Source organism: Burkholderia sp. WTPI3 (assembly GCF_021483755.1).
Lineage (GTDB): Bacteria > Pseudomonadota > Gammaproteobacteria > Burkholderiales > Burkholderiaceae > Burkholderia.
In genome coordinates, this window is record NZ_JAGIXF010000015.1 from 1 (window position 1) to 22,203 (window position 22,203).

At 68.1% G+C, this 22,203-nt stretch carries 20 protein-coding genes and 1 pseudogene; 16 read left to right on the plus strand and 5 right to left on the minus strand.

The features are described 5' to 3' along the window. The 11 genes from urtB to ureG form a co-directional block, all read left to right on the plus strand. A partial coding sequence (gene urtB / locus J7024_RS10455) for an urea ABC transporter permease subunit UrtB (RefSeq protein WP_234745018.1) occupies positions 1-1,230 on the plus strand: 1,230 nt, incomplete at its 5' end. 1 nt (position 1,231) lies between these two features. After that, entirely contained in the window at positions 1,232-2,428 is a 1,197-nt protein-coding gene (gene urtC / locus J7024_RS10460; protein ID WP_175751257.1) for an urea ABC transporter permease subunit UrtC, read from the plus strand. Continuing rightward, positions 2,425-3,282, plus strand: coding sequence for an urea ABC transporter ATP-binding protein UrtD (gene urtD / locus J7024_RS10465; protein WP_124828047.1), 858 nt, complete (start codon positions 2,425-2,427; stop codon positions 3,280-3,282). Before urtC ends, urtD begins: the two co-directional genes overlap by 4 nt. 4 nt (positions 3,283-3,286) lie before the next feature. Beyond that, positions 3,287-3,979: an urea ABC transporter ATP-binding subunit UrtE gene (gene urtE, locus J7024_RS10470; protein WP_124828048.1), complete on the plus strand. Its 693-nt coding sequence runs from the start codon at positions 3,287-3,289 to the stop codon at positions 3,977-3,979. 198 nt (positions 3,980-4,177) lie between these two features. Beyond that, on the plus strand, positions 4,178-5,053 hold the full coding sequence (locus J7024_RS10475; RefSeq protein WP_175751259.1) for an urease accessory protein UreD: 876 nt from the start codon (positions 4,178-4,180) through the stop codon (positions 5,051-5,053). Between the two features lie 237 nt (positions 5,054-5,290). After that, the gene (gene ureA, locus J7024_RS10480; RefSeq protein ID WP_006406310.1) at positions 5,291-5,593 is read left to right on the plus strand and encodes an urease subunit gamma; all 303 of its coding nucleotides are present in this window, start codon (positions 5,291-5,293) and stop codon (positions 5,591-5,593) included. Positions 5,594-5,606: 13 nt separating this feature from the next. Then, on the plus strand, positions 5,607-5,912 hold the full coding sequence (locus J7024_RS10485) for an urease subunit beta (protein ID WP_124828050.1): 306 nt from the start codon (positions 5,607-5,609) through the stop codon (positions 5,910-5,912). Between the two features lie 29 nt (positions 5,913-5,941). Continuing rightward, the gene (ureC, locus tag J7024_RS10490; RefSeq protein ID WP_234745019.1) at positions 5,942-7,648 is read left to right on the plus strand and encodes an urease subunit alpha; all 1,707 of its coding nucleotides are present in this window, start codon (positions 5,942-5,944) and stop codon (positions 7,646-7,648) included. Between the two features lie 17 nt (positions 7,649-7,665). Further along, positions 7,666-8,274, plus strand: a complete 609-nt coding sequence (gene ureE, locus J7024_RS10495; RefSeq protein ID WP_234745020.1) for an urease accessory protein UreE — start codon at positions 7,666-7,668, stop codon at positions 8,272-8,274. Then, on the plus strand, positions 8,261-8,941 hold the full coding sequence (locus tag J7024_RS10500) for an urease accessory protein UreF (protein WP_124828053.1): 681 nt from the start codon (positions 8,261-8,263) through the stop codon (positions 8,939-8,941). Before ureE ends, J7024_RS10500 begins: the two co-directional genes overlap by 14 nt. Before the next feature lie 14 nt (positions 8,942-8,955). Next, positions 8,956-9,603 (plus strand): urease accessory protein UreG, encoded by a 648-nt coding sequence (gene ureG / locus J7024_RS10505; protein WP_124828054.1) that lies wholly within the window; start codon positions 8,956-8,958, stop codon positions 9,601-9,603. A gap of 67 nt (positions 9,604-9,670) precedes the next feature. Here the strand turns inward: ureG and waaA are convergent, their stop codons facing one another. From waaA to J7024_RS10525, 4 genes and pseudogenes are all read right to left on the minus strand, one after another. Next, positions 9,671-11,026: a lipid IV(A) 3-deoxy-D-manno-octulosonic acid transferase gene (gene waaA / locus J7024_RS10510; RefSeq protein ID WP_234745021.1), complete on the minus strand. Its 1,356-nt coding sequence runs from the start codon at positions 11,024-11,026 to the stop codon at positions 9,671-9,673. Between the two features lie 34 nt (positions 11,027-11,060). After that, entirely contained in the window at positions 11,061-11,945 is an 885-nt protein-coding gene (locus J7024_RS10515; protein ID WP_124828056.1) for a Kdo hydroxylase family protein, read from the minus strand. A 43-nt stretch (positions 11,946-11,988) separates the two neighbouring features. After that, positions 11,989-12,984 carry a lipopolysaccharide heptosyltransferase I gene (gene waaC / locus J7024_RS10520; RefSeq protein WP_124828057.1) on the minus strand — a complete coding sequence of 332 codons (996 nt, stop codon included), beginning with the start codon at positions 12,982-12,984 and terminating at the stop codon, positions 11,989-11,991. A gap of 187 nt (positions 12,985-13,171) precedes the next feature. Further along, positions 13,172-14,564 (minus strand): annotated as a pseudogene (locus J7024_RS10525) (phosphomannomutase/phosphoglucomutase). Positions 14,565-14,806: 242 nt separating this feature from the next. Here J7024_RS10525 and J7024_RS10530 point away from each other — a divergent pair. The 5 genes from J7024_RS10530 to J7024_RS10550 are packed head-to-tail and all read left to right on the plus strand — an operon-like array spanning position 14,807 to position 20,236. Next, entirely contained in the window at positions 14,807-16,063 is a 1,257-nt protein-coding gene (locus J7024_RS10530; RefSeq protein WP_124828059.1) for a lipopolysaccharide biosynthesis protein, read from the plus strand. Then, the gene (locus tag J7024_RS10535; protein ID WP_124828060.1) at positions 16,060-16,884 is read left to right on the plus strand and encodes a glycosyltransferase; all 825 of its coding nucleotides are present in this window, start codon (positions 16,060-16,062) and stop codon (positions 16,882-16,884) included. The genes J7024_RS10530 and J7024_RS10535 overlap by 4 nt, the downstream gene beginning before the upstream one ends. Positions 16,885-16,927: 43 nt before the next feature. Continuing rightward, positions 16,928-18,064, plus strand: coding sequence for a glycosyltransferase family 4 protein (locus tag J7024_RS10540; protein ID WP_175751262.1), 1,137 nt, complete (start codon positions 16,928-16,930; stop codon positions 18,062-18,064). Positions 18,065-18,079: 15 nt separating this feature from the next. Beyond that, complete coding sequence (galE, locus tag J7024_RS10545; RefSeq protein WP_124828062.1) at positions 18,080-19,102, plus strand: UDP-glucose 4-epimerase GalE; 1,023 nt, start codon at positions 18,080-18,082, stop codon at positions 19,100-19,102. A 27-nt stretch (positions 19,103-19,129) separates the two neighbouring features. Further along, the gene (locus tag J7024_RS10550) at positions 19,130-20,236 is read left to right on the plus strand and encodes an MraY family glycosyltransferase (protein ID WP_124828063.1); all 1,107 of its coding nucleotides are present in this window, start codon (positions 19,130-19,132) and stop codon (positions 20,234-20,236) included. Between the two features lie 73 nt (positions 20,237-20,309). Here the strand turns inward: J7024_RS10550 and J7024_RS10555 are convergent, their stop codons facing one another. Further along, a complete protein-coding gene (locus J7024_RS10555) occupies positions 20,310-22,193 on the minus strand; it encodes a polysaccharide biosynthesis protein (RefSeq protein WP_175796555.1) in 1,884 nt (627 codons plus the stop codon). Positions 22,194-22,203 lie beyond the last annotated feature (10 nt).

Consider the following 22,203-nt stretch of genomic DNA (forward strand, 5'->3'; position numbering starts at 1 on the left):
GCGCGTCGCGACGCGATCGACGCGCTGCTGAAGTCACCCGACCCGGCGCTCAAGCCGATGATCGACCGCGCACGCGCGAAGGAAACCGATCCCGCGCTGAAGCGCCGTCTCGACGCACTGTGGGCGATCGCAGCGCTGCACGACGCCGATCCGGCAAAGCGCCTCGAAGCCGTGCAGGTGGTGGCCGCGCGCCACGATCTCGACATGATCGAGCAGTTGCGCCCGCTCGTCGCGAAGAACGCCGACGGCAGCTACGCGGAGCCTGACGCGCAGGTGCGCGACGCCGCGCAGCAAGGGCTCGATGCATTGCACGCGCTGCAGCGCCGCGGCGAGATCGTGGGCACCGTGTTCGCCGGTTTGTCGCTCGGCAGCGTGCTGCTGCTCGCGGCGCTCGGCCTCGCGATCACGTACGGGCTGATCGGCGTGATCAACATGGCGCACGGCGAGTTCCTGATGATCGGTGCGTACGCAACCTATGTCGTGCAGACGCTGATCCAGCGTTATGCGCCGGCCGCGTTCGACTGGTATCCGCTCGTCGCGGTGCCCGTGTCGTTCGCGGCGGCCGCACTGGTCGGCATCGTGCTCGAACGGCTCGTGCTGCGGCACCTGTACGGCCGCCCGCTCGAGACGCTGCTCGCGACCTTCGGCGTGAGCCTGATCCTGATCCAGGCGACCCGCATGCTGTTCGGCGCGCAGAACGTGCAGGTCGTGAACCCGTCGTGGATGAGCGGCGGCGTCACCGTGATGCAGAACCTGATCTTGCCGTACAACCGGCTCGCGATCCTCGCGTTCGCACTCGCGGTCGTATTCGTCGCGTGGGCCGTGCTGACGAAGACGCGGCTCGGCCTGTTCGTGCGCGCGGTCACGCAGAACCGTCGGATGGCCGCGTGCGTCGGCGTGAAGACGGCCCGCGTCGACGCGTATGCGTTCGCGTTCGGTGCGGGCATCGCGGGCCTCGGCGGCTGCGCGCTGTCGCAGATCGGCAACGTGGGGCCCGACCTCGGGCAGAACTACATCATCGATTCGTTCATGGCGGTCGTGCTCGGCGGCGTCGGTCAGATCGCCGGCACCGTGCTCGGCGGCTTCGGGCTCGGCCTCGTCAGCAAGGCGATCGAGCCGTTCTGGGGTGCGGTGCTCGCGAAGATCGCGGTACTCGTGATGATCGTGCTGTTCATCCAGAAACGTCCGCAGGGCATGTTCGCCCCGAAGGGACGCAGCGCGGAGGCCTGACATGACTTCAACTTCAATCACCGATTCGTTGTCGCCCCCGGTTGCCGACGCGCCGCAGCCAGCCGCGGCCGCCGCGCGTGCGGAGAAACGCTTCGCGCTCGGCCTGCCGCCCCGCCCCGCGCTGCTGTCGCGCCGCGCGTGGCTCGCGCTCGTCGCGCTGTGCGTCGCGATCGGCATCGGCGTGCCGCTCGCCGCGCTGGTCGCGCCCGAGTCGAGCGCGTTCCATCTGTCCGCGTATGCGATGACGCTCGCCGGCAAGCTGATGTGCTACGCGATCGCCGCGCTCGCGCTCGATCTCGTGTGGGGCTACTGCGGCATCCTGAGCCTCGGCCACGGGCTGTTCTTTGCCCTCGGCGGCTATGCGATCGGCATGTACCTGATGCGCGAGATCGGCCGCGACGGCAAGTACGGCAGCGACCTGCCCGACTTCATGGTGTTCCTCGACTGGCATCGGCTGCCGTGGTACTGGAGCGGCACGCAGCATCTCGCGTGGGCGCTGCTGCTCGTCGTGCTCGTGCCGGCCGTGCTCGCCTGGGTGTTCGGCTTCTTCACGTTCCGCTCGCGCGTGAAGGGCGTGTACCTGTCGATCATTACGCAGGCGCTGACGTTCGCCGCGATGCTGCTGTTCTTTCGCAACGAGACGGGCTTCGGCGGCAACAACGGCTTCACCGACTTCAAGCGCATCGCCGGGTTTCCGATCACGTCGCCCGGCACGCGCACGGTGCTGTTGCTGCTGACCTTCACAACGCTCGTGCTCGCGTTCCTCGTCGCGCGCGCGATCGTCACCAGCAAGCTCGGGCGCGTGGTCACCGCCGTGCGCGACGGCGAGACGCGGCTGATGTTCCTCGGCTACAGCCCGCTCGCATACAAGCTGTTCGTGTGGACGCTGTCGGCCGTGCTGTGCGGGATCGCGGGCGCGCTGTACGTGCCGCAGGTCGGCATCATCAATCCCGGCGAGATGTCGCCCGGCAACTCGATCGAAATGGCGATATGGGTCGCGGTCGGCGGGCGCGGCACGCTGATCGGGCCGATCGTCGGCGCGTTCGCGGTGAACGGCGCGAAGAGCTTCTTCACCGCGTACTTCGCCGAATACTGGTTGTTCTTTCTCGGCCTGATCTTCGTGCTCGTGCCGCTCCTGCTGCCGCGCGGCATCATGGGCCTCGTCGACACGCTGCTCGCAAAGGGGAAACGCGGATGAACGGCACGGCGCTCTACCAGTTCACGCCACCGCCCGAGGACGAGTTGCTGGCCGTCAGCGGCACCGCATCGATGGGCCGCGTGGTGCCGCCCGGCATCGACACGTCGCACGGCACGATCCTCTACCTCGAGGACATCGAAGTGAGCTTCGACGGCTTTCGCGCGCTGAACAAGCTGTCGCTCGAGATCGACGCGGGCGAGCTGCGCTGCGTGATCGGCCCGAACGGCGCGGGCAAGACGACGATGATGGACGTGATCACCGGCAAGACGCGTCCCGACGCGGGCAAGGTGTTTCTCGGCCAGACCATCGACCTCGCGCGGATGAACGAGCCGGAAATCGCGCGTGCGGGGATCGGCCGCAAGTTCCAGAAGCCGACCGTGTTCGAACAGCATCCGGTGTGGGAAAACCTCGAGCTGGCGATGCAGACCGACAAGGGCTGGCTCGCGTCGCTGCGCGCGCGGCTCGACCGCGATGCGCAAGCGAAGATCGAGGAGACGCTCGCGCTGATCGGCCTCGAAAGCGACGCGTATCGTGCGGCCGGCGAGCTGTCGCACGGACAGAAGCAGCGGCTCGAGATCGGCATGCTGCTGATGCAGCGCCCGGCTCTCCTGCTGCTCGACGAACCGGCGGCCGGGATGACCGATCACGAGACGATGGAACTCGCCGCGCTGCTCAACAGGCTGCGCGGCACCTGCTCGATGATGGTCGTCGAGCACGACATGGACTTCGTCGCGGCGCTCGCGGGCGACACGGGCCACGTGACAGTGATGGCCGAAGGCGCGGTGCTCGCGCAAGGCACGCTCGACCAGGTCAAGCGCGACGACGCGGTGATCGAGTCTTATCTCGGACGATGATGCGATGCTGAAAATCGATGCACTGAACCAGTACTACGGCGGCAGCCATATCCTGCGCAACGTGACGCTGGGCGCCGACGACGGCAAGCTCACCGTGCTGCTCGGCCGCAACGGCGTCGGCAAGAGCACGCTGCTGCGCTGCCTGATGGGCGTCGTCGCCGCGAAAAGCGGCAGCGTGACGTGGCGCGGCACGGCGCTCGGCACGCTGCCGCCGTATGCGCGCGTCGCGGCCGGGCTCGCATACGTGCCGCAGGGCCGCGACATCTTTCCGCGGCTCACCGTCGAGGAGAACCTGCTCGTCGGCGCGGCAAGCCGCCGCGCGCCGTCGAAGGTGCCCGACCGCATCTACGACCTGTTCCCGGTGCTGAAGGACATGCGCGCACGGCGCGGTGGCGACTTGTCGGGCGGCCAGCAGCAGCAGCTCGCGATCGGCCGCGCGCTGATGAGCGAGCCGCAACTGCTGATCCTCGACGAGCCGACCGAAGGCATCCAGCCGTCGATCATCCAGGACATCGGCCGCACGCTGCGCCAGCTCGTCGACGAATCGAAGATGACCGTGCTGCTCGTCGAGCAGTATTACGACTTCGCGCGCTCGATCGCGGATCGCTACTGGGTGATGAGCCGCGGCGAGATCGTCGCGGGCGGCGATGCGCGGGACATGGAGACGAACGGCGTGCGCGAGTTGATCGCGGTGTAGACGGTGTAGAAGACGGCGCGTGGGCCGTGTCGCTTCCGGGTATCGCGCCGGGACATCGCCGCACCACACATGTCGGGCGCACGCCGGCGAAACGATACGGCCCGCGAGCGGCGTTGGGTCATGCCGCTACGCGCGCGCCGCAGCGTATATTGTTGCGGTAGCATCATCGTTCACCGCGCCCGCCCCTGCTTTCCATCGATGTCCGCCCTCGACTCCCACGCTTCGCTGTCCCGTCCCGCCGTCGCCAAATCGTGGCGCGGCCGCCTCGAACTCGGTTTCGAACGGCACGGCGCGCGCACGACGCTCGTGCATCGGCTGCACGACGGCCCGCTGCGCGTGCAGCGGCCGCTGTATCCGGAAGGCGATGCGATCTGCCACGCGGTGATCGTCCATCCGCCGGGCGGCGTCGCGGGCGGCGACCGGCTCGACATCGACATCGCGCTCGGCGACGGCACGCATGCGGTGCTGACGACGCCCGGCGCGACCAAGTGGTACAAGTCGAACGGCCTCGACGCGACCCAGCGCATCGGCATCACGTTGGGCGCGCACGCACAGCTCGACTGGCTGCCGCAGAACAACCTGTTCTTCGACGCAGCGCATGCCGCACTCGACTTCACGGTCACCCTCGGCGCGGGTGCGAGCGCGATCGGCTGGGACGCGACGCAACTCGGCCGGCAGGCGGCCGGCGAAACGTGGTCGGCGGGCCGCATCGCGTCCACGTCGGCACTCGTCGACGCAGACGGCCAGCCGTTGTGGACCGAGCGCGCGCTGCTCGACGCGCGCGATCCGCTGCGCGGCGCGCTGCAGGGTCTCGCCGGCTTCCCCGCCTACGGCACGCTGTGGGCGGCCGGCGCCGCGTGCGACGCCGCGCTTGCCGAAGCACTCGCCGCGCGGATGCCGTTCGACGACACACTGCGCGCAGGCGCGACCTGCGTGACGCCCGGCGTCGTGCTGGTGCGCGCGCTGTCGACATCGATGGAAGCGCTGCAGCGCCTCTTCACCGACTGCTGGCTGCACCTGCGGCCGATCGTGCACGGCGTCGACGCACGGCCGCTGCGAATCTGGCAAACCTGAGCGCGCCGGACCCGCCATGCACCGCTTCGGCGCAGCACGGCGTCGGCGCCGCATGCGCTTCGTGCATGGCGCACCATGAACGCGCATGGCCATGCGCGCCAACGACATGGCACATACCTTGCTGCTTACATAACGGATACACGACGCACGAAAAACGGCGCGATGCTACGATGAGCCGCGCATTCGCCGGAACCCCGCGCACCGATAAAAATTACGTTTTCCTGAACGACTGCCTTCATGAAACTGACTCCCCGAGAAAAGGACAAGCTGTTGATCTTCACGGCAGCCCTTTTGGCCGAGCGCCGCCGTGCGCGCGGACTGAAGCTCAACTATCCGGAAGCGGTCGCGTTCATCACCGCCGCGCTGATGGAAGCCGCGCGCGACGGCAAGACCGTCGCCGAGGTGATGCACTACGGCACGACGCTGCTCACGCGCGACGACGTGATGGACGGCGTGCCGGAGATGATCCCCGACATCCAGGTCGAGGCAACCTTCCCCGACGGCACGAAGCTCGTCACCGTCCACCATCCGATTCCGTGACCGAGGCCCCCGCATGACCCCCGGCGAAATCCTCACTGACGACGGCGAACACGAGCTGAACGCGGGCCGCGCGACGCGCTCGCTCGTCGTCGCGAACACCGGCGACCGCCCAGTGCAGGTCGGCTCGCACTACCACTTCTTCGAAGTCAACGACGCGCTGTCGTTCGACCGTGCGGCCGCGCGAGGCTTCCGGCTCAACATCGCGGCCGGCACGGCCGTGCGCTTCGAGCCGGGCCAGACGCGCACCGTAGAGCTCGTCGCGCTGGCCGGCGAGCGCATCGTCTACGGTTTTCAGGGCAAGGTGATGGGGCCGCTGTAAGCCACGCCCCGCTCTTCAGGAACAGCAACATGACACTACGCTTGAGCCGCCGCGCGTACGCGGAAATGTTCGGGCCGACGACGGGCGACCGCGTCCGGCTCGCCGATACCGAACTGCTGATCGAGATCGAACGCGACTACACGATCTACGGCGAGGAAGTGAAGTTCGGCGGCGGGAAGGTGATCCGCGACGGGATGGGCCAGTCGCAGCGCGTGGCCGCCGACGTGCCCGACACGGTCATCACGAACGCGGTGATCCTCGATCACTGGGGCATCGTGAAGGCCGACATCGCGATCAAGCACGGCCGCATCGCCGCGATCGGCAAGGCCGGCAATCCCGACATCCAGCCCGGCGTGACGATCGCGATCGGCGCAGCGACGGAAGTGATCGCCGGCGAAGGGCTGATCGTCACCGCGGGCGGCATCGACACGCACATCCACTTCATCAGCCCGCAGCAGATCGACGAGGCGCTCGCGTCCGGCGTCACGACGATGCTCGGCGGCGGCACGGGGCCGGCCACCGGCACCAATGCGACGACCTGCACGCCGGGCCCTTGGCACATGGAGCGGATGCTGCAGGCGGCCGACGGCTGGCCGATCAACCTCGGCTTTCTCGGCAAGGGCAACGCGAGCCTGCCGCAGCCGCTCGTCGAGCAGATCGCCGCCGGCGCGATCGGCCTGAAGCTGCACGAGGACTGGGGCACGACGCCCGCCGCGATCGACAACTGCCTGTCGGTCGCCGACGACACCGACACGCAGGTCGCGATCCACACCGACACGCTGAACGAAGCCGGCTTCGTCGAATCGACGGTCGCCGCGTTCAAGGGCCGCACGATCCACACGTACCACACCGAAGGCGCGGGCGGCGGTCATGCGCCCGACATCCTGAAGGTGTGCGGCGAGGCGAACGTGCTGCCGTCGTCGACCAACCCGACGCGTCCGTACACGATCAACACGCTCGAGGAGCACCTCGACATGCTGATGGTGTGCCACCATCTCGATCCGTCGATCGCCGAGGATCTCGCGTTCGCCGAATCGCGAATCCGCCGCGAGACGATCGCGGCCGAGGACATCCTGCACGATCTCGGCGCGCTGTCGATGCTGTCGTCCGACTCGCAGGCAATGGGCCGCGTCGGCGAGGTGATCATCCGCACGTGGCAGACCGCGCACAAGATGAAGGTGCAGCGCGGCGCGCTACCCGAGGACGGCGCGCGCAACGACAACTTCCGCGCGAAGCGCTACGTCGCGAAGTACACGATCAACCCGGCGATCACGCACGGGATCGCGCACGAAGTCGGGTCGATCGAACCCGGCAAATGGGCCGACCTCGTGCTGTGGGAGCCGGCGTTCTTCGGGATCAAGCCGTCGATGATCCTGAAAGGCGGGATGATCGCGGTCGCGCAGATGGGCGACCCGAACGGGTCGATCCCGACGCCGCAGCCGGTCCACTATCGCGAGATGTTCGCCACGCGCGGCGGTGCGCTCGCGCGCACGTCGCTGACCTTCGTGTCGCAAATGGCCGCCGACGCAGGCATCGCCGAACGTTACGGACTCGCGAAGCGCGTCGTGCCGGTGCGCAACTGCCGCAACGTGACGAAGGCCGACATGATCCACAACGCGTGGCGTCCGTCGATCAGCGTCGATCCCGAAACCTACGACGTGATCGCCGACGGGCAACTGCTCACCTGCGAGCCGGCGTCGGCGCTGCCGATGGCGCAGCGCTATTTCCTGTTCTGATTTCCGGTTTTCGTTCCATGCGCACCCTCGACAAACGCATTGCCCCGAACGTGAAGCTCGCCGCGTCGCTCGTCGCGCGCGCGCCGACGCTCACGCTCGCCTATGACGCCCGCTGCAAGAGCCGCCTCGCGGCGACGCTCGACACCGGCGAGGACGTCGCGGTCCTGCTGTCGCGCGGCACGGTGCTGCGCGACGGCGACGTGCTGGTCGCCGACGACGGCGGGCTCGTGCGCATCGCCGCCGCTCCCGAAACGGTGCTGCGCGTGCACGCGGCCGATCCGCTCACGCTGATGCGCGCCGCGTATCACCTCGGCAACCGCCATACGCCGGTCGAGATCGGCGACGGTTACCTGAAGCTCGAAGCCGACCCGGTGCTCGCGGACATGCTGCGCCGGCTCGGCACGCAGGTCGAAGAGACGCGCGCGCCGTTCCAGCCGGAAGCCGGCGCATACGGCGGCGGTCACAAGCACGGGCACGATGCGACGTTCGCCGAAGACTATGCGCTCGCGCAGCAGGTATTCGGCGAGCACCACGGCCACGACCACTCGCACGATCACGATCACGATCACGATCATCAGCATGGTCCGGGCTGCACGCACGGCCACCACGGCCATGACCACCACTGAGCTCGTCGCGCTGCTGCATCTCGCGTCGCCCGCGTTGCCGATCGGCGCGTTCAGCTATTCGCAGGGACTCGAGGCCGCGCTCGACGCGAACCTGATCCGCGATGCCGACTCCGCGCGCGACTGGATCGCGAGCGGGTTGACCGACGTGCTCGCGCACGGGGAGCTGCCGTTCCTCGCACACCAGCTCGCACGCTGGCACGCGCACGACGCCGACACGCTGGTACGCGAGAACGCGTGGTTCGTCGCGAGCCGCGAATCCGCCGAGCTGCGCCGCGAGACCGAACAGATGGGCTGGTCGCTCGCGCAGCTCTGCGCGTCGCTCGAATGGGGCGATGCCGCTCGCCGCGCGACGCTCGCGTCGCTGTCGCCGATCGCGCTGCCGACCGCATTCGCCTATGCAGCCGCCGCACACGACGCCAGCGCCGACGCAACGCTCGCCGCGTACGCGTTCGGCTGGGTCGAAAACCAGACGTCGGCCGCGCTGAAAGCCGTGCCGCTCGGCCAGCTCGCGGGCCAGCGCATCATCGTCGCGCTGCGCGGCGCGATCGACGCGGCCGTGCGCCGCGCGCTCGCCACGCCGCCCGACTCGATCAACACCTTTGCGCCGCAGCTCGGCATCCTGTCCGCGCGGCACGAAACCCAGTATTCGCGCTTGTTCCGATCCTGAATCCGATACCCGCCATGAACGCATTCGCTCCCTCCTCCGCCCGCCGCACCAAGAAACTGCCGCCGCTGCGCGTCGGCATCGGCGGCCCGGTCGGCTCCGGCAAGACCACGCTGCTCGAAATGCTGTGCAAGGCGATGCGCGACCGGTACGACCTCGTCGCGATCACGAACGACATCTACACGAAGGAAGACCAGCGCCTGCTGACCGTCGCGGGTGCGCTGCCCGAGGAGCGCATCATGGGCGTCGAGACGGGCGGCTGCCCGCACACGGCGATCCGCGAGGATGCGTCGATCAATCTCGAGGCCGTCGACCGGATGCTGTCGCGCTTTCCCGATGCCGACATCGTGTTCATCGAATCGGGCGGCGACAATCTCGCGGCGACCTTCAGCCCCGAGCTGTCCGACCTGACGATCTACGTGATCGACGTCGCGGGCGGCGAGAAGATTCCGCGCAAGGGCGGCCCCGGCATCACGAAGTCCGACCTGCTCGTGATCAACAAGACCGACCTCGCGCCGCTCGTCGGCGCGAACCTCGACGTGATGGCGTCCGACACGAAGAAGATGCGCGGCGAGCGCCCTTACGTGATGACGAACCTGAAGGCGCTCGACGGCGTCGCGGACGTCGTCGCGTTCATCGAAAAGAAGGGATTGCTGACGGTCTGAGCGGCAAGGCTGCAGGGCGGCACACGCGGCCGCCTCGCCTGCTCCGGCGGCATTGCGCCGCCTGCGTCTAATCGCCGGACGCGTCCTGCGCATCCTCCGCCATGCGCGCGCCGCGCTCGGCCGGCGGCAACAGCGCCGCGAGCACGTCGACCGAACGCGCGGTCGCGCCGCGATGGCGCGACGCGAACGCCGCGCCGGCCGCGCCCATCGCGACGCGTCGCGCATGGTCGGCGAACAGCGCGTCGAGCACGTGCGCGAGATCGAGCGGATCGGCGACCTGCATCGCCGCGCCGGCCGCGACCGCATCGGCGCTCGCCTGCGTGAAGTTGAACATGTGCGGCCCGATCAACACCGGCACGCCAACCGCGCACGCTTCGATCAGGTTCTGCCCGCCGAGCGGCAGCAGGCTGCCGCCGATGAACGCGATGTCGGCGGCCGCGTAGTACGCGCCGAGCTCGCCCATCGAATCGCCGAGCAGCACCGTCACGTCGGCCGGCAGCGGTTCGGCCGCCGGGCGCCCGGCGGCGAGCGCGGCCGCATCGGCGGCCCACGCGGAGCGCCGCACGCACTTGAGCCCGCCGCGCTCGACCAGCGCCTCGACTTCGGCGAAACGCTGCGGATGACGCGGCACCAGAATCAGCAACGCGCCGGGCGTACGCATCGCGGCGAACGCCTGCAGCACCAGCGCTTCTTCGTTCTCGCGCGTGCTGGCCGCGACCCACACGGGCCGCACGCCGATCGCGTCGCGCCACGCATGGCCGCGCGCCGCCAGCTCCGGCGGCGTCGTCATGTCGAACTTCAGGTTGCCGAGCACCGTCACGTTGCGCGCGCCAAGCGACGACAGCCGCTCCGCGTCGGCCGGGCTCTGCGCGAGCACGCGCGCGAAACCGCCGAACACGTCGCGCGTCGCCACGCCGAACTTCGCCGCGCGCTGGAACGAACGCGCGGACATCCGCGCATTGGTCAGCACGAGCGGCACGTCCGCGCGGCGGCACTCGTCGATCAGCGTCGGCCACACCTCGGTTTCCATCACGAGGCCGAGCGTCGGCCGCCACGCGCGCAGGAAACGCCGCACCGCGCCGGGCATGTCGTACGGCAGGTAGCAACGCAGCACGCGAGCGCCGAAAATCTGTTTGCCGGTGGCGCGCCCGCTCGGCGTCATGTGCGTGAGCAGGATGCGCGCGTCGGGACGCGCGCGCATCAGCGCATCGATCAGCGGTTGGGCGGCGCGCGTCTCGCCGACCGACACCGCATGTACCCACACCAGCGGCGCGCGATCGTCCGGCGAGCGGCCCGCGACGTGGCCGAAGCGCTCGCCGATATGCTCGCGATAGCCGCGCTCCTTGCGTGAACGCACGAAGAGCCGGATGACGGCGACCGGCGCGACGAGCCACCACAGCGCGCGATAGATCGCCCTCAGCATGCACGGGCTCCGGAGCGGCGAATACGGTGCGCGCTCAAACCAGCGCCCTGCCCTGCAGGCGTTCGAGAATGCCGAGCGGTGCGCATTCGCGGCGCACCATCGCGTCGACCGGCAGGAAGAAGGTTTGCTCGAGCATGAACTGGCCGGACATCACAGCGTGCGAAGTCTGATCCGAGAAACATATCCACACGCTGCCAGGCGGAAACGGCATCGTCTGCTGCGGGCAGGTTTTCTGGTAGTCGAGATCGGCCTTCATCCCGTCGTGCAGGTTCAGCATCAGGTGGTCGTATGCGCTGCGCGGGGACTTCGTCACGTGCAGCAGGTTGAGCAGCCACGCGGAACCCGGCAACTGCGGCCGGATCTTCGGCAGGAAGCGCTTCGCGACGTCCTCGAACGGCTCGCCGACGCGCCACACGCGCGGCTGGCCGGCCGGGTTCACGTTGGTGAACACGCGCAGGATCCGCTCGCCGTAGTTCGGCCGCGACGGGAACGCGTCGACGTGCAGCCGGCTGTCGTCCTTGCGCCACGACGTCTGGCGCGTCTCGACCTGCATCAGCCGCAGGCTCGTCGGCGCGACGCGCAGCTTGCCGCGGTATTCGGGAAAGAGGCCGTCGACGAGCGTGCCCGCCTGATGCTGGAAGCGCGCGACCAGCGCGCGCACGGCCGACTGCGTGACGCTGTCGCCGAGCACGCCGGCGAGCGCGCCGCCGTTCGGCGCGAGGCTGATGTTCTTGCGTTTCGGATCGGCGAGCGCCGGATCGAGCAGCGCTTCCTCGCCACCTTCGATCGCGAAGCGCAGGTGCGGGAAATACAGCACCTTGCCTTCCTCGACCGCGGCCAGCAACCGCTCGCGCGGCGCTGACAGGTTGTGTCCGCTCCAGTCGGCGGACGGGACTTCGATGATCTGGGATTCGCTCATGGTCGATTCGCGTGCGTGACAGACAAGGCAGGCATGACGGGCATTACAGCAGACCGAAGCCCGCGAGCGCCGCCTTCACCTGCGCGATCGACGGCGGCTGCCCCGCCGTGCCGAGATTGACGACGTTCGGCGACCAGTAGCCGCCGGTACGCCAGGCCGTCGAGAAATTGTACAGTTCGACCGTCGGACGCTTCAGCGCGGCCGCGATATGAACCAGACCTGTATCAACCCCCACCGTCGCGGCGGCACCGTCGATCAGACCGACCACGGCCGGCAGCGACAGCTTCGGCGGCACGATCGCCGCCGCGCCGAATTCCTTCGCGAGCCGCTCGCTGGTCGCGCGTTCCGCGTCGTTGCCCCACGGGAGCACGAGCGACGCGCCGCGCCGCACGAGCGCCTGGCCGAGCTCGATCCATGCGGCGTCCGGCCATTGCTTGTCGGCGCGCGACGTTGCGTGCACGAACACCACGTACGGCACCGGCAGGTTCAGCCCGAGCGCCGCGACCGCGAGCGCTGCCGCACGCGTGTCGAGACCGAAGTCGACCGGGTCGGCCGGCGTCGGCGCCGGATCGCCCAGCGCGGCCGCGACGAGCTGGCGCGAACGCTCGACCACGTGCGTGCGCGGCGCGATCGGCACGCGCTTGCGATAGAAGAAGCGCACGGGCCACTCGTAGCCCGCGCCGTCGGTGCGGTTGCCGAGGCCGACGAGCGGGCCATGCGCCCAGCTCGCGACCCAGGCCGTCTTGATGAGACCCTGGCAATCGATCACGAGGTCGTATTGCTCGGCCGCGAGGCGCTTGCGGAACGCGCGGATCTCGCGCCACGTCGCGCCCGACAACGGCTTCTTGCGCCAGCGGCGCAGCGAGAACGGCAGCACTTCACGCACGCCGTCGACGAGCCGCACGAGGTCGACGAAGCTCTCCTCGACGAGCCAGTCGATGTGCGCGTCGGGGTGGCGTCGCCGGATATCGGCGATCACCGGCATGTTGTGCACGACGTCGCCCAGCGACGACACACGCACGATCAGGATCTTTTGCACGCTGAAAAAACGCCGGCGGACAGCCGGCGACAGGCATAAAGACGCGATTTTATCGCGCCCGGTGAACCACACAGGCAAAAAGCGGCGCACGCAGGACGCGTGCGCCGCTTTTTCGGAAATGGCGCGACGAATCGCCCGGCCGTCGGCCCGGGCGTCGCGCCGGTCGCGGCCCGCTGGCCGCGCGAACTCAGAACGGCAGCTCGACGTCCGGCTTCGCGGCCGTCAGCACCCGGCGGAAGTCCGCCTGGATGCGCTCGAGCCCTTCGCGCGTCTCCGCTTCGAATCGCATCACCACCACCGGCGTCGTGTTCGACGAACGCGCGAGGCCGAAGCCGTCCGGATACTCGACACGCAGCCCGTCGATCGTCACGACTTCGTCGGCGCCGTCGAACTTCGCTTCCTTCTGCAGCTTCTCGATCAGGCGGAAGTTCTCGCCTTCGTCGAGCCACAACTGCAGTTCGGGCGTGCTCATCGCATCCGGCAGCCCGTTGAGCAGCGCGCTCGGATCGGCCGTCTTCGTGAGAATCTCCAGCAGCCGCGCGCCCGTGTAGAGGCCGTCGTCGAAGCCGTACCAGCGATCCTTGAAGAACACGTGGCCGCTCATCTCGCCCGCGAGCGGCGCACCCGTCTCGCGCAGCTTCGCCTTCACCAGCGAGTGGCCCGTCTTCCACATCAGCGGCTCGCCGCCCTTCGCCTTCACCCATTGCGCGAGGTGACGCGTGCACTTCACGTCGTAGATGATCTGCGCGCCCGGGTTGCGCGACAGCACTTCCTCCGCGAACAGCATCAGTTGACGATCCGGATAGATGATCTGGCCGTCCTTCGTGACGACGCCCAGCCGGTCGCCGTCGCCGTCGAACGCGAAGCCGAGCTCGGCGTCGGTGTCCTTCAGCGCCTGGATCACGTCCTGCAGGTTTCAGGTGGGCGGATCAGGGTGGTGATTCCGGAACGTGCCATCGATGTCGGTAAAGCGCTCGACCAGCCGCACGTGCAGCCCAGCGCCTTGAACAGGCGCGTGGCGAGCGGGCCCGCGACGCCGTTGCCGGCGTCGACGACGGCACCGTCAGGCGCGCGAGCTTCGTCGCCGACGATGCGCTCGATGTACTGGTCGTAACGTCCGAACGCTTCGTACGAGCCGCTGCCCGCCTCGAAGCGCTCGTCGACGATGCGCCGGTACAGCGCCTGGATCTGCTCGCCGTAGATCGCCGCGCCGCGCAGCACCATCTTGAAGCCGTTGTAGTCCGGCGGGTTGTGGCTGCCCGTGACGACGATGCACGAATCGACGCGGCGCTCGCCGCCCTTCAGCGCGAGCGGCACGCTCGCCGCGAAATAGCCGACGGCGTGGGCACCGTGCCGACGTCGACGACGTCGACGCCCGCCGCACGCAGGCCGTCGGCGAGCGCGCCGACGAGCTCGGGCCCCGACAGGCGGCCGTCGCGCGCGACGACGACCGCGTCGCCGCCCTGGGCACGCACTTCGCTGCCGAAGGCCCGGCCGATCCCGCGCGCCGTGTCGGCGTCGAGCGTCTTGCCGACCACACCGCGAATGTCATATGCCTTGAAGATGGATTGGGAGATCATCGATTCTCTCTCGGTTGCATGCATGAAAAGTAATCTGGCCGCCTCTTGCGTGTGCCCGGCATGATACATGCGGGCTCCGCGCAACGAGGAACGGGACGGCGGGAGCGGCCCCGATCCAACTTATAATCGCGGGTTTTGATGACGCGCATTGCGCCCATTTTAATGCCTAGCCGTTCCGCCGCCGCCAATCCGCCGCCCCCGGGCGCCTTCCCGGCCGCTTCGCGCGCATATGGCTGTCCCGCATGCTGAAACGATTCGGCAACCCGGACGTCGCGAAGGCCGTCGCGAATCTCGTCTGGCTGGGGCTCGAACGGCTCACGCAGATCGGCGTCGCGATCGCGATCAGCGGTCTTCTGGCCCGTTATTTCGGGCCGGACGTGTTCGGCAAATGGCAGTATGCGAATACGCTTCTCCTCGTACTGGCGCCGCTCACCTGGGTGTGCGGCGCCGAAATCCTGGTTCCGACCATCGTCCAGCGTCCGCCGGCCCAGCTCGGCGCGGTGCTCGGCAGCGCGTTCGCGCTGCGGATCGGCGTGTCCGCCGTCGCGCTGGCCGCGACCTGGATCGCGATCGGCGCGGGCGCGTTCGATCCGCTCGTCGGCGCGATGCTTGCCGGCCTCGCAGTCACGATGGTGTTTCGCGAGCCGTTCGTCGGCGTGATCAACGCGTGGCTGCAGAGCATGACCTACAGCAAGCCGCAGCTCGTGACCAGCATGGTCACGGCGCTGGCGAAGGCGCTGCTCGTGTGGCTGCTAGTCCGCGCGGCCGCCGGCCCTGCCCGCTTCGCGTGGCTGTGGGCGCTGGAGGCCGCCGCGATCGGCTTCGCGCTGCTGCTCTACTACCGCCATCGTAACGGGGGCACGCTCGGCTGGACGTTCGACAAACCGCTGTTCAGGCACTTTGCGACTGCCGGCACCGTGTTCTGGCTCGGCCTGATCTGCATGTACCTGTTCCTGAAGCTCGACCGCCTGATGCTCGAGCGTCACGTGTCGTTCGCCGACCTCGGCCGCTACGCGGCGGCCCAGCAGCTCAACGAGAACTGGATCACGCTCGCGCTGATGCTCGCGCAGACCATCGCGCCGGCGTTCGTGTACCGCGTGCAGGACGTCGCGCGGCTGCGCCGCAACATCGTCCGGCTGATCGCGATGACCGCCGCGCTGATGACGGCCGGCGCGCTGGTGCTGGATGCGGCCGCCCCGCTCATCGTCGGCAAGGTGTTCGGCCACGGCTACGAGGCGTCGGTCGACATCTTCCGCTGGGCCGTCTGGCTGTCCGTGCCGGCCGGCATCGAGGCGATAGGCAATCTTATCGTTCTCAAATATCAAGCAAAATTCGTGTTGCTGGCGAAATGGGTGCTCGCGCTCGCGATCGCCGCGCTCGTCAACGTGTTCGCCATCCCCCGGCTCGGCCTGTACGGCGCGCTCGTCGGGCTCGCGGCCGGCTATGTCGCGGCTGCCGCCGTCAATTTTTATTACATTCGTTTCAAGCTGCGCCCATGACGTCTCCCGATTGCCCGCTCCCGCTCGACGACGTGGCCGTGCTGATGCCGGCCTACAACGGGCACGACGACGTTGCCCGCACCCTCGCGTCGTTTCGCGAGGACGCGCCGGTTCACGTGCTGATCGTCGACGACGGCAGCACGCCGCCGATCGTCGCGCCGGCGCTGCCCGGCCTCGAGATCGAGGTACTGCGCATGCCGCAGAACGGCGGCATCGAGCGCGCGCTCCAGGCCGGCATCGACGCGCTCGCCGCGCGCGGTTTCCGCTATGCGGCCCGTATCGACGCGGGCGACCTCGCCGCGCCGCAGCGCCTCGCAAAGCAGCGTGCGTATCTCGAGTCCCACCCGCGCGTGGCTTGCGTCGGCATGTGGACCCAGGTCGTGTCGCGCGCCGGCGAGCCGCGCTTCATGCTGACGCCGCCCGCCGATCCACGCGCGCTGCGCCGCACGCGCTTCCTGCGCTCGCCGCTCGTGCATCCGTCGGTCATGCTGCGCGTCGATGCCGTGCGCGAAGTCGGCAACTATCGCGCGAAGTACCGCGCGGCCGAGGATCTCGATCTTTTTTTACGGTTAATGCAACGCTACGATTGCGCGAACCTGCCGGAGCTCGGCCTTTACTACGAGCTCAACGAGGGCGGGATCAGCGCGACCAAGCGCCGCCGCCAGCTGATGTCGACCCTGTCGCTGCTGCTGCGCCACTTCAACGCGCTGAATCCGTACGACTGGGCCGGCCTCGCCAAGAACCTGCTGCATTTCGTGACGCCGTACCGGACGCTGCAGCGGATCAAGCAGGCGCTGTTCGCCGCGCGGCCGTCCGCCTAGCCGATAGCCGGCATTTTCGACGCTTTATTTTTTCTTTTTTTTCATGTCCGCTACCTCCCCGCTGCGCATCGCGCTCGTGTGCAACACGGCCTGGGCGATCTACACCTACCGCCAAGGGCTGATCCGGATGCTCGTCGCGCGCGGCGCCGAGGTCATCGTGATCGCACCGCACGACCGCACCGTGCCGCTGCTCGAGCAGATGGGCTGCCGCTACGTCGCGCTCGCGGTCGCCTCGAAAGGCACGAGCCCGCGCGAGGACCTCGGCACGCTGGCCGCGCTGGTGCGCCATTACCGTGCGCTCGCGCCCGATCTCGTGTTCCATTACACGATCAAGCCCAACATCTACGGGTCGATCGCCGCATGGCTCGCGCGCGTGCCGTCGATCGCGGTCACCACGGGCCTCGGCTACGTGTTCATCCAGAAAAGCCGCGCGGCAAGCGTCGCCAAGCGCCTGTACCGGTTCGCGTTCCGCTTCCCGCGTGAAGTCTGGTTCCTGAACCGCGACGATCTCGCCACCTTCACCGACGAGAAGCTGCTCGCCCACCCCGAGCGCGCGCGCCTGCTGCACGGCGAAGGCGTCGATCTCGAACAGTTCGCGCCAGTGCCGCTGCCGGCCGGCGACGCGCCGGTATTCGTGCTGATCGGCCGGCTGCTGTGGGACAAGGGCGTGCGCGAATACGTCGAAGCCGCGCGCGTCGTGCGCCAGCGCTATCCGAACGCGCGCTTCCAGTTGCTCGGGCCGCTGGGCGTGGACAACCCGAGCGCGATCGGCCGTGCGGATGTCGACGCATGGGTCGGCGAAGGCGTCGTCGACTATCTCGGCGAGGCGCACGACGTGCGCCCGCACATCGCGGCGGCCGACTGCGTCGTGCTGCCGTCGTACCGCGAGGGCGTGCCGCGCACGCTGATGGAGGCGTCCGCGATGGGCCGCCCGATCGTCGCGACCGACGTGCCGGGCTGCCGCGACGTCGTCGCCGACGGCGAAACGGGCTTCCTGTGCCGCGCGCGCGACAGCGCGAGCCTCGCGGAACAATTGATTCGCATGGTCGAGCTCGGCACGGCCGGGCGCGAAGCCATGGGTGCACGCGGCCGACAAAAAGTCGCGGCAGAATTCGACGAGCAGCACGTCGTCGAACGTTACCGCCAGACCATCCATTCGTTGACGGGCATCACACTTTGAAGGAGCGCATCAGCAATGACCGCTAAAGGCACCATCCTCGTCACCGGCGGTGCGGGCTACATCGGCTCGCACACGGCCGTCGAGCTGCTCGACAACGGCTACGACGTCGTGATCGTCGACAATCTCGTCAACAGCAAGGCCGAGTCCGTGCGGCGCATCGAGCAGATCACGGGCAGAACGCCCGCGTTCCACCAGGTCGACGTGTGCGACGAAGCCGCGCTCGCGAAGGTGTTCGACGCGCATCCGATCACCGGCACGATCCATTTCGCGGCGCTCAAGGCGGTCGGCGAGTCGGTCGCGAAGCCGATCGAGTACTACCAGAACAACCTCGGCGGCCTGCTCGCCGTGCTCAAGGTCATGCGCGAGCGCAACGTCCGGCAGTTCGTGTTCAGCTCGTCGGCGACCGTGTACGGCGTGCCGGAGCGCTCGCCGATCGACGAGTCGTTCCCGCTCTCCGCGACCAACCCGTACGGCCAGTCGAAGCTGATCGCCGAACAGATCCTGCGCGATCTCGAGGTATCGGATCCGTCGTGGCGGATCGCGACGCTGCGCTACTTCAACCCGGTCGGCGCGCATGCGAGCGGGCTGATCGGCGAGGACCCGGCCGGCATCCCGAACAACCTGATGCCGTACGTCGCGCAGGTCGCCGTCGGCAAGCTCGAGAAGCTGCGCGTGTTCGGCTCCGACTATCCGACGCCGGACGGCACCGGCGTGCGCGACTATATTCACGTCGTCGATCTCGCGAAGGGGCATATCGCCGCGCTCGACGCGCTCGCGAAGCGCGACGCGAGCTTCGTCGTGAACCTCGGCACGGGCCAGGGCTACAGCGTGCTGGAAGTCGTGCGCGCGTTCGAGAAGGCATCGGGCCGCCCGGTGCCGTACGAACTCGTCGCGCGCCGCCCGGGCGACGTCGCCGAGTGCTACGCGAACCCGCAGGCCGCGGCCGACCTCATCGGCTGGCGCGCAAGGCTCGGAATCGAGGAAATGTGTGCCGATCACTGGAGATGGCAGGAGGGGAACCCCCGCGGTTTTGTATAATCCGCTGTCCATTTTTCGAGCGATCCCATGCTCAGCTTCGCGTCCGGCTTTATCGTCTCCCTGCTCGTCACGTTGTTCATCGTGCGTTATGCGCATTTGCACGAGAAATTCTCGATCGACAGCGATCTGGCCGGCGTGCAGAAATTCCACGTGCGGCCAGTGCCGCGCGTCGGCGGCATCGGGATCCTCACCGGGGTCGTCGCGTCGGCGCTGCTGCTGACGCAGCGCTACCCGACGATCGCCGGCAGCATCCTCGGCATCGTCGCGTGCGGGATGCCGGCGTTCCTGTCGGGCCTCGTCGAGGACCTCACCAAGAAGGTATCGCCGCGCGCGCGGCTGCTCTGCACGATGGCCGCGGCCGCGCTCGCGTTCTGGCTGCTGAACATCGCGGTCACGCGCATCAGCGTGCCGCCGCTCGACTTCCTGCTCCGCTACGTGGCCATTTCGGCGTTCGTGACCGTGCTCGCGGTCGCGGCGCTGGCGAACGCGATCAACATCATCGACGGCTTCAACGGGCTCGCGTCGATGGTCAGTTTCATGATGTTCGCGTCGCTCGCGTACGTCGCGTTCGAGGTCGGCGACCCGGTCGTGATGTCCGCGTCGATCATCATGATGGGCGCGGTGCTCGGGTTCTTCCTGTGGAATTTCCCGGCCGGCTTGATCTTTCTCGGCGACGGCGGCGCGTATTTCATCGGCTTCATGCTCGCCGAACTCGCGATCATGCTCGTGATGCGCAACCGCGAAGTGTCCGCGTGGTACCCGGTGCTTCTGTTCATGTACCCGATCTTCGAGACCTGCTTCTCGATCTACCGGAAGAAATTCATTCGCGGGATGTCGCCCGGCATTCCGGACGGCGTGCACCTGCACATGCTGGTGTACAAGCGGCTGATGCGCTGGGCCGTCGGCACGAAGCACGCGCACGATCTCACGCGCCGCAACTCGCTGACGTCGCCGTACCTGTGGCTGCTGTGCCTGATCGCGGTGATTCCCGCGACGCTGTTCTGGCGGCACACGGTGCACCTGTTCGTGTTCGTCGTGCTGTTCGCGCTCACCTACGTGTGGCTGTACATCAGCATCGTGCGGTTCCGGGTGCCGCGGTGGATGGTCGTGAGGAAGGAAAAGCGGGGGCATTGAGCGCCAACCGCGCCAACTGTTCGACAGAAAAAAGCGCTCCGCGGGGCGCTTTTTTGTTTCGGGCGGCAACGACTTACCCGTTCGATGCCGCCCGCACGTCCGGCACGCTTTGCAGCGCCGGCGCAACCGTCGACTGGTATTCCGGCACCCAGCGCCGCAGATCGCGCCGCACCTCGTCGTCGCTCAGCACGCGGTTCTGCATCAGCCACGGCAGCAGTTCGTCGAGCAGGCCGTCCGGCACTTCGCGCGCGCGGGCGATGCGCAGCTTCGGGTGCGGCGTGCGTGTTGTCGCCTCGTCGTCCGCGAGCAGTTCCTCGTAGAGTTTTTCGCCGGGGCGCAGCCCCGTGAACTCAATGCGGATCTGCCCTTCCGAGAAACCGTACAGGCGGATCAGGTCGCGCGCGAGATCGACGATCTTGACCGGCTCGCCCATGTCGAGAATGAAGATCTCGCCGCCGCGGCCCATGCTCGAGGCCTGCAGCACGAGCTGCGATGCCTCCGGAATCGTCATGAAGAAGCGCGTGATCTCGGGGTGCGTGACCGTCACCGGGCCGCCCTTCGCGATCTGCTGCTGGAACTTCGGAATCACGCTGCCCGCGCTGCCGAGCACGTTGCCGAAACGCACCGTCTCGAACTGGGTGTGCCCGCTCGTCTGTTGCAACGCCTGACAAGCCATTTCGGCCAGCCGCTTGCTCGCGCCCATCACGTTGGTCGGGTTGACGGCCTTGTCGGTCGAGATCAACACGAAATGGCGCACGTCGTGGCGGATCGCCGCGCGCGCGACGCGGTACGTGCCGAGCACGTTGTTGCGCAGCGCCTGCCACGCGTTGTGCTCTTCCATCAGCGGCACGTGCTTGTAGGCGGCCGCATGGAACACGATGTGCGGCGCATGGCGCGACATCACCTGGTCGAGCAGCAGCGAATCCTTCGCATCGCCGATGATCGGCAGCACCGGCTGGTCGGGGAAGCGCTCGCGCAGTTCCTCCGTGAGCCGGTACATCGCGTATTCGGAGAGATCGAACGCCACCAGTTGCGCCGGCTTGAAGCGGAGGATCTGCCGGCACAGCTCGGAGCCGATCGAGCCGCCCGCCCCCGTCACCATCACCACGCGCCCGCGCAGCAGCGCCTCGACGTGCGGCGTGTCGATCGTCACCGCATCGCGGCCGAGCAGATCCTCGAGATCGATGTTCCGCACCTGCGACAGGAACCCCTGCCCCGGCATCAGCGCGGTCAGCGACGGCAGCACCATCGCCTTGATCCCGGCGCGCACGCACAGCGTCGCGACGCGGCGCTGCGTTTCGACGGATGCCGACGGAATCGCGATGATCGCGTACTCGACCTTCATCGCGTCGGTCCAGTGCTGCAGGTCGTTGAACGAGCCGAGCACCTTGTAGCCGTAGATTTCGCGGCCCTGCTTGGTGACGTCGTCGTCGAGCAGGCCGACGAGGCGCCACTCGCCCGAACGCGACAGCTCGCGCGCGAGGCTCGCGCCGGCCGTGCCGGCGCCGAGCACCAGTATCGGCTTGCCCTGCCCGACGAGTCCGCCGTACAGGTAGAACTCCTTGGTCGCGCGATACAGCGCACGCGCGCCGCCCATCGCGAGAAACAACATCAGCGGCGACACGAGCAGCACCGAGCGCGGAATGATCGGTGACGGCTGGAACATCACGGCGCCGATCATCACGATCACGCCGCCGCCGATCACCGCCTTCGAGATCCGCACCAGATCGGGCAGGCTCGCGAACACCCACAGGCCGCGATAGAGGCCGAACACGTGGAACATCAGCGCATAGACCGGCAGCACCCAGAAGAGCGCGGTCGAGCCGCCGCTCAGGAAGTCAGGCGGGATACTGCCGTTGAAACGGACGAGATAGGCGAACAACCAGGCGGCTACAACCGCCATCAGGTCGAACAGGAAAGCACTCAGCGACAGCCACGATGCTTTGGATCGCAACATCGGCGGGAAA

Bases quoted from the DNA above. Each gene is read 5' to 3' on its own strand.
- urtC (WP_175751257.1), top strand. From the start codon at position 1,232: ATGACTTCAACTTCAATCACCGATTCGTTGTCGCCCCCGGTTGCCGAC.
- urtD (WP_124828047.1), top strand. From the start codon at position 2,425: ATGAACGGCACGGCGCTCTACCAGTTCACGCCACCGCCCGAGGACGAG.
- urtE (WP_124828048.1), top strand. From the start codon at position 3,287: ATGCTGAAAATCGATGCACTGAACCAGTACTACGGCGGCAGCCATATC.
- J7024_RS10475 (WP_175751259.1), top strand. From the start codon at position 4,178: ATGTCCGCCCTCGACTCCCACGCTTCGCTGTCCCGTCCCGCCGTCGCC.
- ureA (WP_006406310.1), top strand. From the start codon at position 5,291: ATGAAACTGACTCCCCGAGAAAAGGACAAGCTGTTGATCTTCACGGCA.
- J7024_RS10485 (WP_124828050.1), top strand. From the start codon at position 5,607: ATGACCCCCGGCGAAATCCTCACTGACGACGGCGAACACGAGCTGAAC.
- ureC (WP_234745019.1), top strand. From the start codon at position 5,942: ATGACACTACGCTTGAGCCGCCGCGCGTACGCGGAAATGTTCGGGCCG.
- ureE (WP_234745020.1), top strand. From the start codon at position 7,666: ATGCGCACCCTCGACAAACGCATTGCCCCGAACGTGAAGCTCGCCGCG.
- J7024_RS10500 (WP_124828053.1), top strand. From the start codon at position 8,261: ATGACCACCACTGAGCTCGTCGCGCTGCTGCATCTCGCGTCGCCCGCG.
- ureG (WP_124828054.1), top strand. From the start codon at position 8,956: ATGAACGCATTCGCTCCCTCCTCCGCCCGCCGCACCAAGAAACTGCCG.
- waaA (WP_234745021.1), bottom strand. From the start codon at position 11,026: ATGCTGAGGGCGATCTATCGCGCGCTGTGGTGGCTCGTCGCGCCGGTC.
- J7024_RS10515 (WP_124828056.1), bottom strand. From the start codon at position 11,945: ATGAGCGAATCCCAGATCATCGAAGTCCCGTCCGCCGACTGGAGCGGA.
- J7024_RS10530 (WP_124828059.1), top strand. From the start codon at position 14,807: ATGCTGAAACGATTCGGCAACCCGGACGTCGCGAAGGCCGTCGCGAAT.
- J7024_RS10535 (WP_124828060.1), top strand. From the start codon at position 16,060: ATGACGTCTCCCGATTGCCCGCTCCCGCTCGACGACGTGGCCGTGCTG.
- J7024_RS10540 (WP_175751262.1), top strand. From the start codon at position 16,928: ATGTCCGCTACCTCCCCGCTGCGCATCGCGCTCGTGTGCAACACGGCC.
- galE (WP_124828062.1), top strand. From the start codon at position 18,080: ATGACCGCTAAAGGCACCATCCTCGTCACCGGCGGTGCGGGCTACATC.
- J7024_RS10550 (WP_124828063.1), top strand. From the start codon at position 19,130: ATGCTCAGCTTCGCGTCCGGCTTTATCGTCTCCCTGCTCGTCACGTTG.
- J7024_RS10555 (WP_175796555.1), bottom strand. From the start codon at position 22,193: ATGTTGCGATCCAAAGCATCGTGGCTGTCGCTGAGTGCTTTCCTGTTC.